The sequence below is a fragment of the Rhodococcus sp. 06-462-5 genome, assembly GCF_002258315.1.
Classification (GTDB): Bacteria; Actinomycetota; Actinomycetes; order Mycobacteriales; family Mycobacteriaceae; genus Rhodococcoides.
The window spans coordinates 194,402-208,587 of record NZ_NOYD01000038.1 but is presented as its reverse complement, the minus strand read 5'-3'; the positions used below and the strand labels follow the sequence as shown (position 1 = coordinate 208,587).

At 64.7% G+C, this 14,186-nt stretch carries 12 protein-coding genes and 2 tRNA genes; 6 read left to right on the top strand and 8 right to left on the bottom strand.

From position 1 onward, the window contains the following. Positions 1 to 49: 49 nt before the first annotated feature. Positions 50 to 2,230 carry an RNA degradosome polyphosphate kinase gene (locus CH251_RS18215; RefSeq protein ID WP_373454968.1) on the top strand — a complete coding sequence of 727 codons (2,181 nt, stop codon included), beginning with the start codon at positions 50 to 52 and terminating at the stop codon, positions 2,228 to 2,230. Beyond that, positions 2,230 to 3,165, top strand: coding sequence for an NUDIX hydrolase (locus tag CH251_RS18210; RefSeq protein ID WP_094614354.1), 936 nt, complete (start codon positions 2,230 to 2,232; stop codon positions 3,163 to 3,165). Before CH251_RS18215 ends, CH251_RS18210 begins: the two co-directional genes overlap by 1 nt. A gap of 95 nt (positions 3,166 to 3,260) precedes the next feature. Here CH251_RS18210 and CH251_RS18205 read toward each other — a convergent pair whose 3' ends face one another. The 3 genes from CH251_RS18205 to leuC form a co-directional block, all read right to left on the bottom strand. After that, a complete protein-coding gene (locus tag CH251_RS18205) occupies positions 3,261 to 3,950 on the bottom strand; it encodes an HU family DNA-binding protein (RefSeq protein ID WP_032397768.1) in 690 nt (229 codons plus the stop codon). A gap of 149 nt (positions 3,951 to 4,099) precedes the next feature. Further along, on the bottom strand, positions 4,100 to 4,717 hold the full coding sequence (leuD, locus tag CH251_RS18200; protein WP_094614353.1) for a 3-isopropylmalate dehydratase small subunit: 618 nt from the start codon (positions 4,715 to 4,717) through the stop codon (positions 4,100 to 4,102). 44 nt (positions 4,718 to 4,761) lie between these two features. Continuing rightward, the gene (gene leuC / locus CH251_RS18195; protein WP_094614517.1) at positions 4,762 to 6,186 is read right to left on the bottom strand and encodes a 3-isopropylmalate dehydratase large subunit; all 1,425 of its coding nucleotides are present in this window, start codon (positions 6,184 to 6,186) and stop codon (positions 4,762 to 4,764) included. 150 nt (positions 6,187 to 6,336) lie between these two features. Between leuC and CH251_RS18190 the strand changes: the two genes are divergently transcribed. After that, positions 6,337 to 7,065 (top strand): IclR family transcriptional regulator, encoded by a 729-nt coding sequence (locus CH251_RS18190; RefSeq protein WP_094614352.1) that lies wholly within the window; start codon positions 6,337 to 6,339, stop codon positions 7,063 to 7,065. A 114-nt stretch (positions 7,066 to 7,179) separates the two neighbouring features. After that, the gene (locus CH251_RS27580; protein ID WP_170946045.1) at positions 7,180 to 7,347 is read left to right on the top strand and encodes a DUF5302 domain-containing protein; all 168 of its coding nucleotides are present in this window, start codon (positions 7,180 to 7,182) and stop codon (positions 7,345 to 7,347) included. 62 nt (positions 7,348 to 7,409) lie between these two features. Here CH251_RS27580 and CH251_RS18185 read toward each other — a convergent pair. Together CH251_RS18185 and CH251_RS18180 are read right to left on the bottom strand one after the other, a co-directional pair. Then, positions 7,410 to 7,482, bottom strand: a tRNA-Glu gene (locus tag CH251_RS18185). Between the two features lie 91 nt (positions 7,483 to 7,573). After that, a tRNA-Gln gene (locus CH251_RS18180) sits at positions 7,574 to 7,645 on the bottom strand. Positions 7,646 to 7,890: 245 nt separating this feature from the next. On the opposite strand from CH251_RS18180, the gene CH251_RS18175 reads away from it, so the two are divergent. After that, positions 7,891 to 9,510, top strand: coding sequence for a bifunctional 3'-5' exonuclease/DNA polymerase (locus CH251_RS18175; protein ID WP_094614351.1), 1,620 nt, complete (start codon positions 7,891 to 7,893; stop codon positions 9,508 to 9,510). Here the strand turns inward: CH251_RS18175 and CH251_RS18170 are convergent. The 3 genes from CH251_RS18170 to CH251_RS18160 are packed head-to-tail and all read right to left on the bottom strand — an operon-like array spanning position 9,468 to position 12,775. Beyond that, the gene (locus tag CH251_RS18170) at positions 9,468 to 10,472 is read right to left on the bottom strand and encodes a YihY/virulence factor BrkB family protein (protein ID WP_179273386.1); all 1,005 of its coding nucleotides are present in this window, start codon (positions 10,470 to 10,472) and stop codon (positions 9,468 to 9,470) included. The two genes, CH251_RS18175 and CH251_RS18170, sit on opposite strands and share 43 nt — an antisense overlap. A gap of 46 nt (positions 10,473 to 10,518) precedes the next feature. After that, a complete protein-coding gene (gene gltX, locus CH251_RS18165; RefSeq protein ID WP_094614350.1) occupies positions 10,519 to 11,994 on the bottom strand; it encodes a glutamate--tRNA ligase in 1,476 nt (491 codons plus the stop codon). Between the two features lie 7 nt (positions 11,995 to 12,001). After that, complete coding sequence (locus CH251_RS18160) at positions 12,002 to 12,775, bottom strand: fumarylacetoacetate hydrolase family protein (protein WP_094614349.1); 774 nt, start codon at positions 12,773 to 12,775, stop codon at positions 12,002 to 12,004. A gap of 131 nt (positions 12,776 to 12,906) precedes the next feature. On the opposite strand from CH251_RS18160, the gene CH251_RS18155 reads away from it, so the two are divergent. Beyond that, positions 12,907 to 14,130: an MFS transporter gene (locus tag CH251_RS18155; protein ID WP_094614348.1), complete on the top strand. Its 1,224-nt coding sequence runs from the start codon at positions 12,907 to 12,909 to the stop codon at positions 14,128 to 14,130. Positions 14,131 to 14,186: the final 56 nt, after the last annotated feature.

Here is a 14,186-nt window from a genome sequence, read left to right as displayed (position 1 = left end):
TCGTGCGGTGAGCAAAGACGACGTGCAGCCAGCGAACCAGGATCCGCCGATCGAGACCGGGAAGGCCAACGGTTCGGAGCCGGCGTGGAGCGCTCCGATCGCGTCGACGATGCCGAGCATCCCGTCCGCACTACCGGCCGCCACACCGGAATCGGTGGACGCTGCCACCGTTCTTCCCGAAAATCGCTACCTGAACCGGGAATTGAGCTGGCTCGACTTCAACTCGCGTGTTCTCGCGCTCGCGCAGGACTCCTCGCTCCCCTTGCTCGAGCGGGCGAAGTTCCTCGCGATCTACGCATCGAATCTCGACGAGTTCTACATGGTCCGGGTCGCCGGCCTCAAGCGTCGCGACGAAACCGGTCTGTCGGTTCGCTCCGCGGATGGTATGACTCCGCGCGAGCAACTCGCGGTGATCGGGCAGCGCACCCAGGAGCTCGCGCTCAAACATGCCCGAGTGCTGCTCGATTCGATCCTGCCCGAGCTCACCGCCGAGGGCATCGCGATCATCCGGTGGTCCGATCTGGACAGCGACGAACGCGAACGGCTGTCGGAGTACTTCACCGAGCAGGTCTTTCCGGTTCTCACGCCGCTGGCCGTCGACCCGGCTCACCCCTTCCCGTACATCAGCGGCCTGAGCCTCAATCTCGCTGTGACAGTGAAGGACTACTCCACGACCGGTGAGCACTTCGCCCGCGTGAAGGTTCCCGACAACGTGGATCGCTTCGTGCGGGTCAAGCGCGGCGAGGGCACTCACCGCATCGACGCCTTCCTGTCGATGGAGGAATTGATCTCGGCTCACCTCCACGTCCTCTTCCCCGGCATGGAGGTCGTCGAGTCCCACGCGTTCCGAATCACGCGCAATGCCGATTTCGAGGTCGAGGAAGACCGCGACGAGGACCTCCTGCAGGCACTGGAGCGAGAGCTCGCCCGCAGACGCTTCGGCTCGCCGGTCCGTCTCGAGATCGCCGACGACATGACCGAGCACATGCTCGAATTGCTGCTTCGCGAACTCGATGTCGATCCAGGCGACGTCATTCAGGTCCCCGGACTGCTAGATCTGTCGTGCCTGTGGCAGGTCTACAGCGTCGACCGTCCCAACCTCAAGGATGCCCCTTTCGTCCCGGCCACCCACCCGGCATTCGGTGAGCGCGAGACCCCCAAGAGTGTCTTCTCCACTCTGCGCGACGGCGATGTCCTGGTACATCATCCGTACGATTCCTTCTCCACCAGCGTTCAGCGCTTCATCGAGCAGGCCGCGGCCGACCCGCAGGTGCTCGCCATCAAGCAGACGCTCTATCGGACCTCGGGAGATTCCCCGATCGTCAACGCGCTCGTCGATGCCGCCGGAGCGGGCAAGCAGGTCGTTGCACTGGTCGAGATCAAGGCGCGCTTCGACGAACAGGCCAACATCGAGTGGGCGCGCAAGCTCGAAAAGGCGGGCGTGCACGTGGTGTACGGCCTCGTCGGCCTCAAGACGCACTGCAAGACCTGCCTGGTCGTGCGCCGAGAGGGGTCCGTCATTCGCCGGTACTGCCACATCGGTACCGGCAACTACAACCCCAAGACAGCACGTATCTACGAGGACGTGGGCCTGCTGACCTCGTCGCCCGAAATCGGAGCCGACCTCACCGATCTGTTCAACTCGCTGACCGGATACTCGCGAAAGTCCAAGTACCGCAACCTTCTCGTCGCCCCGTACGGGGTGCGGCGCGGCATCGTCGAGCGAATCGAAGCGGAGGTCGAACACCTCAAGGAGGGCCGAGCGGCCGGAATCCGCCTCAAGGCCAACGCCCTGGTCGACGAACAGGTCATCGACGCGCTCTACCGAGCATCGATGGCGGGAGTCCCGGTGAAGGTGGTGGTGCGCGGAATCTGTGCACTCAAGCCAGGAGTTCCCGGTCTGTCGGAGAACATCGAAGTTCGCTCCATCCTCGGCCGATTCCTCGAACACTCGCGAGTTCTGCACTTCCAGGGTGCGGACGAGTTCTGGATCGGCAGCGCAGACATGATGCACCGCAACCTCGATCGCCGAGTCGAGGTGATGGCTCAAGTCAAGGATCCGCGACTTGCGAACCAGCTGAGCGACATCTTCGATTCTGCCCTCGACCCCACCACTCGGTGCTGGGAGTTGGGACCGGACGGCGGCTGGGTCGCGTCACCGGCTCGGGGCGAGAAGGTTCGTGAACATCAGGTCGACCTGATGCGCAGTCGGAGGAATCAGGCGTCCTGATGGGCACTTCCGACGGTTCTCCCCGCGCCAACATCTTCGCGGCCGGCTCGATCCTGTGGCGTCGTTCGCCGAGCGGCGACTCGGGAGTCGAGGTCGCCCTGGTGCACAGGCCCAAGTACGACGACTGGTCGTTCCCCAAGGGAAAGCTCGATCCCGGTGAAACAGCTGTGGACGCAGCGGTCCGAGAGGTCAAGGAGGAGACCGGATTCGACTCACGACTGGGACGGTCGCTGTCCTACGTCACCTACCCGATTCCGGGGCACCGTCGGGTCAAGAAGGTGCTGTACTGGGCAGCAGAGGTCACCGGGGGTGAGTTCGTCCCCAATGCCGAGGTGGACGAACTGCGCTGGGTGGCACCGGAGGACGTCGGCCGCGAACTCTCGTATCCCATGGACCACAAGATCCTTCGTCGGTTCGTGGCCAAGCCTGCCGACACCTCCACGGTGCTGTTGGTTCGGCACGGCAGTGCCGGGTCGCGCTCGCGGTTCAAGGGGAACGACGTGGACCGTCCACTCGACAGGACCGGACGACGACAGGCAGAGTCGTTGGTCTCGTTGCTTCGGGCCTTCGGCGGCGATGCCGTGTATGCCGCCGACCGCGCTCGATGCGTCCAGACAGTTGCTCCGTTCGCCGAATCGTTGGGGGTGGACATCACTCCCGAGCACCTGCTGTCCGAGGAAGGGTACGCCGACGACCCTCGCAAGGGACGCCATCGCGCTCGCGACATTGCCGAACTGCCCGGCACCCCCGTTGTCTGCAGCCAGGGAAAAGTGATTCCCGACTTGATGCGTTGGTGGGCCGAGAAGGACGGAATCACGTTGCCCGCCAACAGAAACCGCAAGGGCAGCGTATGGGTGCTCTCACGCCGTGACGGCAGGCTCATCGCTGCCGACCACATCGCCAGTCCATTGCCCACCCTCACCGCAGACAGCTGAGCGGCGTAACACGAACGACAGAAGGCCCCCGACTCGATCTCCGAGTCGGGGGCCTTCTGCGGTGTTCACGCGGTCACACGTGAAGCATGCAGGCTCTACTTCTTCGCTGCGCGCTTCGCGGGAGCCTTCTTGGCCGGAGCCTTCTTGGCCGGAGCCTTCTTGGCTACGGTCTTCTTGGCCGCTGTCTTGGCCGGAGCCTTCTTGGCGGGAGCAGCAGTCGTTGCGGCCTTGCGCGCAGTCGTCTTGGCCGGAGCCTTCTTCGCAACGGTCTTGCGCGCGGTGGTCTTCGCGGGAGCTGCCTTCTTGGCTGCGGTCTTTGCGGGAGCCGCTGCCTTGCGAGCCGTGGTCTTGGCCGGTGCTGCCTTCTTGGCGGCAGCGGTGGTTGCCTTGCGGGCGGTCGTCTTCACGGCAGCCTTCTTTGCCGCCGTCTTCTTCGCCGCTGCAGTCTTCTTGGCCGGAGCCGCAGCCGCACCGCGCTTGACGGCAGGACCGGTGGCGGGCAACTTCTGTCCGCCTGCGATGACGGCCTTGAACTGTGCACCCGGACGGAATGCCGGAACGTTGGTCGGCTTCACGCGAACGGTCTCACCGGTGCGGGGGTTACGGGCAACGCGGGCTGCGCGACGACGCTGCTCGAACACGCCGAAGCCCGTGATCGTGACACTCTCGCCGCGGTGTACTGCGCGCACGATGGTGTCGACGATGTTCTCGACAGCCTCTGTGGCGCTCCGCCTATCAGACCCCAACTTCTCGGTCAGGGCGTCAATCAGCTCTGCCTTGTTCATGGATTTCCTCCGCTATATGGTGGCCCATCGTCGGACCGACTACTACAACGGTAAACCCCAAGTCGTCAAGAGTCTATGCGCCACGCCAATTTTCATTCCGGTGTCGCGGAATGATTCACGGCCGCAAAGCGTGTCGGACCGCTGCCCGGTCAGCTTTCGGCGGGTGTCTCGATCCGCGCCGGAAGGGTCAGGGGTTTGTATGAAGGCCTTGACTTTTCGTACTCCGTAATGGCCTCTACCTGGCGTAATGTCAATCCGATGTCGTCCAGACCCTCCAGCAGCCGCCACCGCGTGTAGTCGTCAATCGCGAAGCGCACCACCAACGTTCCAGCCGTTACGGTCTTGTCGACGAGGTCGACAATTATTTCCAGACCGGGCTGTTCTTCTAAGGCTTTCCACAGCAATTCGACGTCCGACTGATCCACTTCGGCGGCCAGCAGCCCGGCTTTGCCCGAGTTTCCGCGAAAGATATCGGCGAAACGGGAGGCGATCACAACCCGAAATCCGAAGTCCGAGAGTGCCCAGACGGCATGCTCGCGTGACGATCCCGTACCGAAATCAGGCCCGGCGACGAGCACCGAGCCTCGGTTGTAGGGCTCGAGGTTCAAGATGAAGTTCGGGTCCGAGCGCCAGGCGGCGAACAACCCGTCCTCGAATCCCGTGCGCGTGACGCGCTTGAGGTAGACCGCGGGGATTATCTGGTCGGTGTCGACGTTGGACCGCCGGAGCGGAACTCCGATACCGGTGTGTCTAGTGAAAGCTTCCATCGAATGTGCTCCTCTGAGTTCGATCGATCCGAGCGAAGACGCGTTTACGCGAGATCCGCCGGAGAGGACAGGGTTCCGCGGATTGCCGTTGCCGCTGCTACCAACGGTGACACGAGATGAGTGCGACCGCCCTTGCCCTGCCTACCCTCGAAATTCCGGTTGGACGTCGACGCCGATCGCTCGCCCGACGCCAGTTGGTCCGGATTCATTCCCAGGCACATCGAGCAACCGGCCTGACGCCACTCCGCTCCTGCGGCCGTGAATATCTCGCCCAGACCTTCCTCTTCTGCCTGCGCTCGCACCCGCATGGAACCGGGTACCACCAGCATTCGCACTCCGTCGGCAACCCGGTGCCCTTCGAGAACGGACGCGACGGCTCGCAGATCCTCGATTCGACCGTTGGTGCACGAGCCCACGAACACGGTGTCGACGGCGATCTCGCGGATGGGTGTGCCCGCTTCGAGACCCATGTACTGCAGAGCCTTCTGGGCTGCCACCCGCTCGCTCTCGTCGACCATCGCCTCCGGATCGGGCACCGTATCGCCAAGTGGCGCACCCTGACCCGGATTCGTTCCCCACGTGACGAACGGCGTCAACGTGTCGGCGTCGATGTGGACCTCGTTGTCGAACACCGCATCCGGGTCGGTCGCCAGTTCGTCCCACGCGGCCACCGCCGCGTCCCAGTCGGCTCCCTGGGGAGCGTGCGGGCGTCCCTTCAGGTACTCGTAGGTGACCTCGTCGGGTGCGATCATGCCTGCCCGCGCTCCGGCCTCGATCGACATGTTGCAGATGGTCATTCGCGCTTCCATCGACAGCTTGCGAATGGCCTCACCGCGGTACTCGAGGACGTAGCCCTGACCGCCGCCGGTGCCGATCTGTGCGATGACGGCAAGGATGAGGTCCTTGCTCGTCACACCGGGGGCGAGCTCACCGTCGACGGTGATCGCCATGGTCTTGAAAGGACGCAACGACAAGGTCTGCGTGGCCATGACGTGCTCGACCTCGCTGGTGCCGATGCCCATTGCGATCGAGCCGAAGGCACCGTGCGTCGAGGTGTGACTGTCTCCGCACACCACGGTCATGCCGGGCTGGGTGAGACCCAGCTGCGGGCCGATGATGTGCACGATGCCCTGATCGAGATCGCCCATCGGGTAGAGCCGGACACCGAATTCCTCGCAGTTGCGTCGAAGTGTGTCGACCTGTGTCCGCGAGACCAGATCGGCGATGGGCGCGAAGATGTCGGCCGTCGGGACGTTGTGGTCCTCGGTCGCGATCGTCAGATCGGGACGCCGGAGTCCGCGGCCGGCCAGGCGAAGTCCGTCGAATGCCTGCGGGCTCGTCACCTCGTGCACCAGATGGAGGTCGATGTAGATCAGGTCCGGCTCACGCGCTCCGCCTTCTCCGCCGCCTCGGACCACCACGTGCTGGTCCCATACCTTCTCCGCCAAAGTCTTCGGTGTTTCGGACATCGCTGTCGCGGACCTCGTCTTTCCGTCTCGTCGTCGCGCCGGTGAACGGGCCGGTCCACCTCGCGTGATCGTCTCGACATCATGCCCCTGACGCGCACCGAAGATCACGTAGTTGTGCAATCTCAGCATTCGGGAGGCTAATATCGTTCTATGAGACAGCATAGCCCCAATGGCCTCGTCGACAAATCGAGCGGTATCGGTGTCCTCGACAAGGCGATGACTGTGCTGCACGCGGTGGCCGAGAAGCCCTGCAATCTCAACGATCTGTGCGCTCGAACGAGCCTGCCACGGGCCACCGCTCACCGCCTCGCGGTCGGCCTGGAGACCCACCGGCTTCTGACTCGAGATGCCGACGGCCTGTGGCGTACCGGGCCGGGACTGGGCGAGCTTGCGGCGAGCGCATCGGACGCGCTTCTCGACGCTGCCGCCTCGGTGCTTCCACGCCTGCGCGAAATCACCGGCGAGAGTGTGCAGATCTATCGTCGCGAAGGGACGGTGCGGGTGTGTGTGGCGTCCATGGAGCCGCCGACCGGACTTCGAGACACCGTGCTGGTCGGCGCACGTCTGCCGATGACGGCAGGATCGGGTGCCAAAGTCCTTCTTGCATGGGCGGATTCGCAGACTCAACGGACAGTTCTGCCCGATGCGGAATTCGGCGAGCGTGTTCTCCTCGAAGTTCGGCGGCGCGGTTGGGCACAGAGTGCGGGCGAGCGCGAACCGGGCGTCGCGAGCGTCGCCGCGCCGGTGCGTGACAGCAACGACTCTGTGGTGGCGGCGATCTCGGTGTCCGGACCGATCGATCGGATCGGACGCAAGCCCGGAGCGCGCTGGGCCGCAGATCTCCTGGCGGCAGCGGACGCACTGCACAAGCGACTCTGAGGCGAAGCCGCAGGCCTCTCGGCCCGAGGAAAACGAGCTGATCGAGCTGCGAGAGTGGGGTACCTTCGTCTCGAGCGGCCTACCCGGCCGGTCGTCGACTGCGAGGAGTCACCCATGCCCGAATCCGGCAGTGAAGAACTGAAGAAGAAGTTCCGCGAGGTTCTGGAACAGAAGAACAGCAAGTCCCACAATTCCGTCGAACACAAGGACGGTGGGCCGAAGGTCAACAACGCCCACGGTCCGGCCGATCATCAGAAGATGTTCCGCCGCAAGAGCGTCTGAGACGCCCGCACCGAAACGACAACACCCTCTCGATCCGCGGATCGAGAGGGTGTTGTCTGTTGTAGCCCCGACGGGATTCGAACCCGCGCTACCGCCTTGAGAGGGCGGCGTCCTAGGCCGCTAGACGACGGGGCCAGGAACTTCACCTGCATTGTTGTTCGAGCTTGTAACGCTGAGCCAGCTTAACTGCCTCGGCCTCGGCGACAAAATCGCCGTCACCTGCTCGCTGGGGTACCAGGACTCGAACCTAGAATGGCGGTACCAGAAACCGCTGTGTTGCCAATTACACCATACCCCAATGGACTTGAATCGAATTGCACATCACGATCGATGTGCACTGCGTTTCGAGCCGGGATAGAGACTATCAAAGGTGACTACCCATTCTCCAAATCGGCTGCTCAGAGCCACCGAAACCGCGCCGGGGACGCGTCGGGAGCGGCCTGAGTCGCTCTCCCGTGGGGGCCCGCGAGCCCCCTCGACGCCATTTCCGACAAGTGGAGCAGACTTGTTCTCCGTGACCGATCGCAGACCCGGCCGAGTCCGATGAGGGTTCTGCTCGTCCCTCAGGACGAGCAGGCCGTGCTGACGTACCTCGCCGACGACGGCTCGACGCAGGGCGATCCCACAGTGGCCGAGGATCCGGTCGCCGCCGTTGCCGAGCTCGAGCGAGACGAACGGCCGAGGTGGGTATGGGAAGACACGAGCCGGATCTACCCTCGGTTGCTCGAACGAGGGGTACGCGTACGCCGCTGTCACGACCTCGCACTGGTCGGTGCGATTCTGGCGATGCGGGCCGGCTCGGCGACTGTCCCGTCGGCTCCCGCCGACCTCCGACCGGGTCTGTTCGACGCGAACCCGAACTCCGATCCCGCGGCGGTGCTCGCCGAGTATCGGCGTCAGCTTCGGGACATCGGTGACGATCGCGCCCTGCACCTGCTGGCGGCGGCCGAGTCGGCCGGAGGTCTGGCCGCAGCGGAGATGACCTTCGACGGGTTGCCGTTCTCGGCGTCGGCGCATCGCCGCCATCTCGACACGATGCTCGGTGCGCGGCCGCTCGACGGTTCTCCTCCCCCGGCTCTCGTAGAGCTCGAGAACCAGATCTCCTCGGCGTTCGGCAGGCGCGTCAACCCCGCCTCGCCCGTGGAGCTGGTTGCCGCGTTCGCGCGCGTCGGTATCGAACTGACATCGACTCGCGCGCACGTCATCCGCGACATCGACCACCCGGCGGTTCCGCTGCTGTTGCGCCACCGCGATCTCTCGAAGCTGCACGCCGCGAACGGGTGGGCATGGCTCGACACGTGGGTTCGCGACGATCGTTTCCGTCCGGTCTATGTTCCCGGCGCTGTGGTGTCGGGCCGGTGGGCCAGTCGCGGCGGAGGCGGCCTTCAGATTCCGAAACCTTTGCGCGCCAGTGTGATAGCGGATCCGGGCTACACCTTCGTGGCCGCCGACGCCGGTCAGCTCGAACCACGAATCCTCGCTGCGATGTCCGGCGATCCCGGTATGGTCGCCGCTGCAGGCACCGCAGATCTGTATGCACCGGTGGCGGCAGCATCCTTCGGCGGCGATCGCAGCCACGCCAAGGTCGCCGTTCTCGGGGTGCTGTACGGCGCGACCTCGGGCGAGGCGCGCGGTCTGCTGACGCGACTACGGGCCTCGTTCCCCGGCGCCGTCGCTTTGGTGGAGGAAGCCGCCCGCGCCGGTGAACGGGGCGAGGTCGTTCGTTCGTGGCTCGGACGGGCCTGCCCACCACCCACGCCGCAGTGGTGGTCGGCCGGTGATGCGCACGCGCGGGGCCGGTTCACTCGCAACTTCGTCGTGCAGGCCACCGCCGCCGAGTGGGCGCTGTGCTTGCTGGCCGATCTCCGTGGTCGGTTGGCCGGGAGCGGAGCCCGCAGGAGCGAGCATAGTTCCGGGAGCGGAGCCCGCAGGAGCGACCAGGACTCCCGGACCCACAGCGAGTTGGTGTTCTTTCAGCACGACGAAGTGGTGGTGCACTGTCCCGTCGCCGATTCCGAGTATGCCGCCGAGGCGATTGCAGAATCGGCGTTGGCGGCAACTCGGCTGATGTTCGGCGATACGGCCGTCCGGTTTCCGATGGAGACGAGAATCGATCGCTTCTACGGCGTTTCGGCTGCCGGTTCGGAGCCGGATTCGGATTGAGTTCGCTGCGGGTCGACGAACGTCACGTCGATGTCCTCGAACGGCTTGCTGCGTTGCGCTTCGGCCTGTCCGGTGTAGGTGAGCTTGTCACCCTCGGTCAGTTCGGCGTCGTCGGTGAACGGTGCCAGCAACGCTCGCGGAAAGAGCCGATCGACGCGAACCACGTTGATCTCGATGCACATCACGATCGACACCGACGTCACGTACAGAAACGCCAGCAGACCCAGGACGACGGCGAACACACCGTTGGTGACGGTCGCGTTGCTGACGACGTACTTCACGTAGACGCTGCCGAAAGTCTGCAGCAGCTGCCAGATCAGCCCGGCGACGACGGCTCCGGGAAGAACCTCGGGGATCGACACCGGTCTCGCCGTGGCGAGCCGGAACGCCACGACGAACACGCCGACGTAGAAGAACGTGCCGACCACGAACACCACGAGGCCGGATTCCGGACCGAAATATCCTGCGGCGCTGAGCACATTGAGTGCCGTGATGGCCAGGACGGCAAGACCGACCGTGCTCAACAGACCCAGTCCGCGCACCCGGGCCCGAATGGGATCGGGCCGTAGGTTCTTCGGCACCGTCCACGCAGTGTTCATCGCGTTCTGCAGCGCCACGGCCACCCCCAGTCCGCCGTACAGGGAGCCGAGAACACCCACCACCAGACCGACGGTGCCGCCACCGATGCGTTCGGGGCGGCCCAGTTCGTCGCCGATCACCGGGATCTGACCGAGCGCCGAGTTGAGGATCTGTTGCTGCAGTTCCGGACTACCGGCCAACACGATGCCCAGCACCGTCGAGAACAGCAACAGTGCAGGAAACAGCGAGACGAAGGCGTAATAGGTGATCAGGGCGGCGAGGTAGCCGCCCTGATCGTCGACGAACTTGTACACCACCGCAATGGGAAACCCGAGAACCGGCCGCCTGCGCTGGAGTCGATCCAGTCGATCGGAGACACTCATTCGAGGCTGTCCCCGAGGAGCGGGATGCGCCGGCGACCGTGCGCCGTCACGCCACCTGGGCGCGCGCTGCAGCCAGGCGCGCCAAGGTCTTCTCGCGCCCGAGCAGTTCCATGGACTCGTACAGCGGCGGGCTGATGTGCGACCCGGTCACTCCCACCCGAATCGGAGCGAAAGCCTTGCGCGGCTTGAGCTCGAGCTTCTCGATCAACGCGTCCTTGAGAGTCGCCTCCAGGTCGGCCGTCGTCCAGGTCGGCAACGCCGTCAGTGCCTCGATCGTGGCGTCGAGAACGGGTGCGGCATCGGCACCGAGGTTCTTCGCCGCGGCTGCAGGGTCGATCTCGAAGTCCGCCTCGTCGACGAACAGGAACTTCAGCAGTCCCCAGGCGTCCGACAGGACGACGATGCGGGTTTGCACCAGATCGGCCGCGACGGCGAAGATCTTCTCGTCGATCGGCTCGGTGAGATGGCCCTGTGCGACCAGGTATTCGCGCAGTCGCGCCGCGAAATCGTCTGCCGCCAGCATCCTGATGTGCTCGGCGTTGATCGCGTCGGCCTTCTTCTGGTCGAAGCGTGCCGGATTGGAATTGACCGACGAGATCTCGAACGCCGCCACCATCTCGTCGAGCGAGAAGACGTCGTGATCGTCCGAGATGCCCCACCCGAGAAGAGCGAGGTAGTTCAGTAGGCCTTCCGGCACGAACCCACGATCACGGTGGATGAACAGATTCGATTCGGGGTCACGCTTGGACAGCTTCTTGTTGCCCTGGCCCATGACGAACGGCAGGTGCCCGAACTCGGGGGTGCGTTCTGCGACACCGATCCGGATCAGTGCCTCGTAGAGAGCGAGCTGACGAGGCGTCGACGACAGCAGGTCCTCGCCGCGCAGCACGTGGGTGATCTTCATCAGAGCGTCGTCGACCGGATTGACCAACGTGTACAGGGGAACTCCGTTGCCGCGGGTCAAGGCGAAATCCGGTACGGTCCCCGCCTTGAACGTGGTCTCCCCGCGCACCAGGTCGTTCCACGTCAGATCGTGATCGGGCATCCGCAGTCGCACGACGGCCCCGCGCCCCTCGTCCCGAAAGCCCTGTCGCTGCTCCGGCGTCAGGTCGCGGTCGAAATTGTCGTAGCCGAGTTTGGGGTCGCGTCCGGCTGCCTTGTGACGGGCTTCCACTTCCTCGGGCGTGGAGAAGGACTCGTACGCCTCGCCTGCGTCGAGCAACTGCTGCACGACGGCGATGTGCTGGTCGCGACGCAACGACTGACGGTAGGGCTCGTACGGGCCGCCCACCTCGGGGCCCTCGTCCCACTCGAGGCCGAGCCAGCGCAACGCGTCGAGCAGGGCGGCGTAGGACTCCTCGGAGTCGCGTGCGGCGTCGGTGTCCTCGATACGAAAGACGAAGGTGCCGCCGTGATGCCTTGCGAACGCCCAGTTGAACAGTGCGGTTCGGACCAGACCGACGTGCGGGGTACCGGTGGGCGACGGGCAGAACCGAACGCGGACATCTGTTGCTGTGGTCATGCTCGCCCTACTTCTTCGCTGCGACGGGGTTGGTCAGGGTACCGATGCCCTCGACGGTGATCGACACGCTGTCTCCGTCGGTGATGGGGCCGACTCCCTCGGGGGTTCCGGTGAGAATGACGTCTCCGGGGAGCAGTGTCATCACCGCGGAAACCCACTCGATGATCTTCGGAATGTCGTGCAGCAGAAGCGAAGTGCGACTCTGCTGCTTGACCACGCCGTCGACCTCGGTCTTGATCTCGAGATCGGTCGGGTCGAGCGAGGTCTCGATCCACGGCCCGAGTGGGCAGAAGGTGTCGTGTCCCTTGGCGCGTGTCCACTGTCCGTCGTGCTTCTGGTGGTCGCGGGCCGAGACGTCGTTGGCGACGGTGTATCCGAGCACCACCTCGTACGCCTTCGATGCGGGGACGTCCTTGCAAGGACGGCCGATGACGATCGCCAGTTCACCCTCGAAGTGCACCTCATTCGAGGACGGTGGCAGCACGATGGCCGCACCGGGGCCGACGATGGAGGTGTTCGGCTTGATGAAGATCACGGGGTCCTTCGGTGCCTCCCCGCCCATCTCGGCCACGTGCGCGGCGTAGTTCTTACCGATGGCGATGACCTTGCTGGCGAGGATGGGGGCGAGCAGTCGCACATCGGCCAGAGGCCACGACCGACCCGTGAATGTAGGTGTGCCGAAGGGATGTTCGGCGATTTCCTTCGCAGTCTGCGAGTCACCCTCACCTTCGATACTCACGAATGCCACACCATCAGGACTTGCAATTCGACCGAGACGCATGCCGGAAGTCTATCGACCGTCCTTCTCCGCACGTCGACGCCGTCCGATCCGCAGATCTTTCGCCGGTGTAATGTTCACAATTGATCCACATAGCAAGATCGCATGTTCATAATGTGAGACGGAAGGCCGGAATGAGTGCCACGAAGCAGTTGTCCAGCATCGGCGAGACGCGACGGTGGTTCATGCTCGTGCTCGGGATGCTCGCGCAGACTGCGGGCGCCGTCTTCATCAACGGTGCTGCATTTCTCATTCCCGCCCTGCACGACGACCGGGGACTCGGCCTTGCGACTGCAGGTTTCGTGGTTGCCATGCCCACCGTCGGCATCATGTCGACCCTCATCGCGTGGGGCGTCCTCGTCGACCGCATCGGCGAACGTCTGGTTCTGGTGATCGGTCTCGGGCTCACGGCCGCAGCGAGTCTCGCCGCAGTGGTCAGCACCTCCATCCCGGTGCTCGCCGTCCTGCTGTTGGTCGGCGGTATGGCAGCGGCCAGTGCGAACAGCGCGAGCGGACGCGTGGTGGTGGGGTGGTTCCCGCCGCACCGCCGTGGACTGGCAATGGGTATCAGGCAGATGTCGGTGCCCCTCGGCGTTGCCCTTGCCGCACTGACCATCCCACCCATCGCCCGTGACCACGGCGTCGGAGCGGCACTGCTCGTACCCGCTGCCGTGTGCGCGGCGAGCGCCCTGCTGTGCCTGGCGGTCGTCGACCCGCCCCGTCCGAATCGTATCGATGCGGCGGCGCAGGGTCTGCTCGACAATCCGTACCGAGGCAGCAGCCAACTGTGGCGCATTCATGCCACGTCCATCCTGTTGGTGGTTCCGCAGTACGTGGTCTGGACGTTTGCACTCGTGTGGCTGATGACCGACCGGGGATGGACTGCTGCGGCCGCAGGCGTGCTCGTCACCGTCACCCAGATCCTCGGTGCACTGGGCCGGATGAGCGTCGGAGCGCTGTCCGATCGTGTCGGTAGCCGCATGCGGCCCCTACGGTGGGTTGCGGCTACCGCCACCGTCAGCATGCTGGGGCTCGGCATCGCCGACTGGTTCGACTCCCCCGCCGCGATCGTCCTGCTCGTCGTCGCGTCCGTCGCCACCGTTGCCCCGAACGGTCTCGCCTTCACCGCTGTTGCAGAGATATCGGGACCGTATTGGAGCGGACGCGCCCTCGGCGTGCAGAACACGAGTCAATACGTGTTCGCATCGGCCGTACCGCCGATGTTCGGGGCGCTTGCCACGGTCAGCTTTCCCATCGCATTCCTGGTGTCGGCGATCTTCCCTGCACTCTCCGTGCCGATCGTCCCCGACGATCCACGTCCTGAGATTCCCGACGAGAATTCCGACAGCGCCGGCTGATTCGGAACTGCGGGGATGCCCGAGAAACACGACATGCCACGGTGGGCAGTCGGCCC

Coding starts and splice junctions, on each gene's coding strand:
- CH251_RS18210 (WP_094614354.1), top strand. CDS start 2,230: ATGGGCACTTCCGACGGTTCTCCCCGCGCCAACATCTTCGCGGCCGGC.
- CH251_RS18205 (WP_032397768.1), bottom strand. CDS start 3,950: ATGAACAAGGCAGAGCTGATTGACGCCCTGACCGAGAAGTTGGGGTCT.
- leuD (WP_094614353.1), bottom strand. CDS start 4,717: ATGGAAGCTTTCACTAGACACACCGGTATCGGAGTTCCGCTCCGGCGG.
- leuC (WP_094614517.1), bottom strand. CDS start 6,186: ATGTCCGAAACACCGAAGACTTTGGCGGAGAAGGTATGGGACCAGCAC.
- CH251_RS18190 (WP_094614352.1), top strand. CDS start 6,337: ATGAGACAGCATAGCCCCAATGGCCTCGTCGACAAATCGAGCGGTATC.
- CH251_RS27580 (WP_170946045.1), top strand. CDS start 7,180: ATGCCCGAATCCGGCAGTGAAGAACTGAAGAAGAAGTTCCGCGAGGTT.
- CH251_RS18175 (WP_094614351.1), top strand. CDS start 7,891: ATGAGGGTTCTGCTCGTCCCTCAGGACGAGCAGGCCGTGCTGACGTAC.
- CH251_RS18170 (WP_179273386.1), bottom strand. CDS start 10,472: ATGAGTGTCTCCGATCGACTGGATCGACTCCAGCGCAGGCGGCCGGTT.
- gltX (WP_094614350.1), bottom strand. CDS start 11,994: ATGACCACAGCAACAGATGTCCGCGTTCGGTTCTGCCCGTCGCCCACC.
- CH251_RS18160 (WP_094614349.1), bottom strand. CDS start 12,775: ATGCGTCTCGGTCGAATTGCAAGTCCTGATGGTGTGGCATTCGTGAGT.
- CH251_RS18155 (WP_094614348.1), top strand. CDS start 12,907: ATGAGTGCCACGAAGCAGTTGTCCAGCATCGGCGAGACGCGACGGTGG.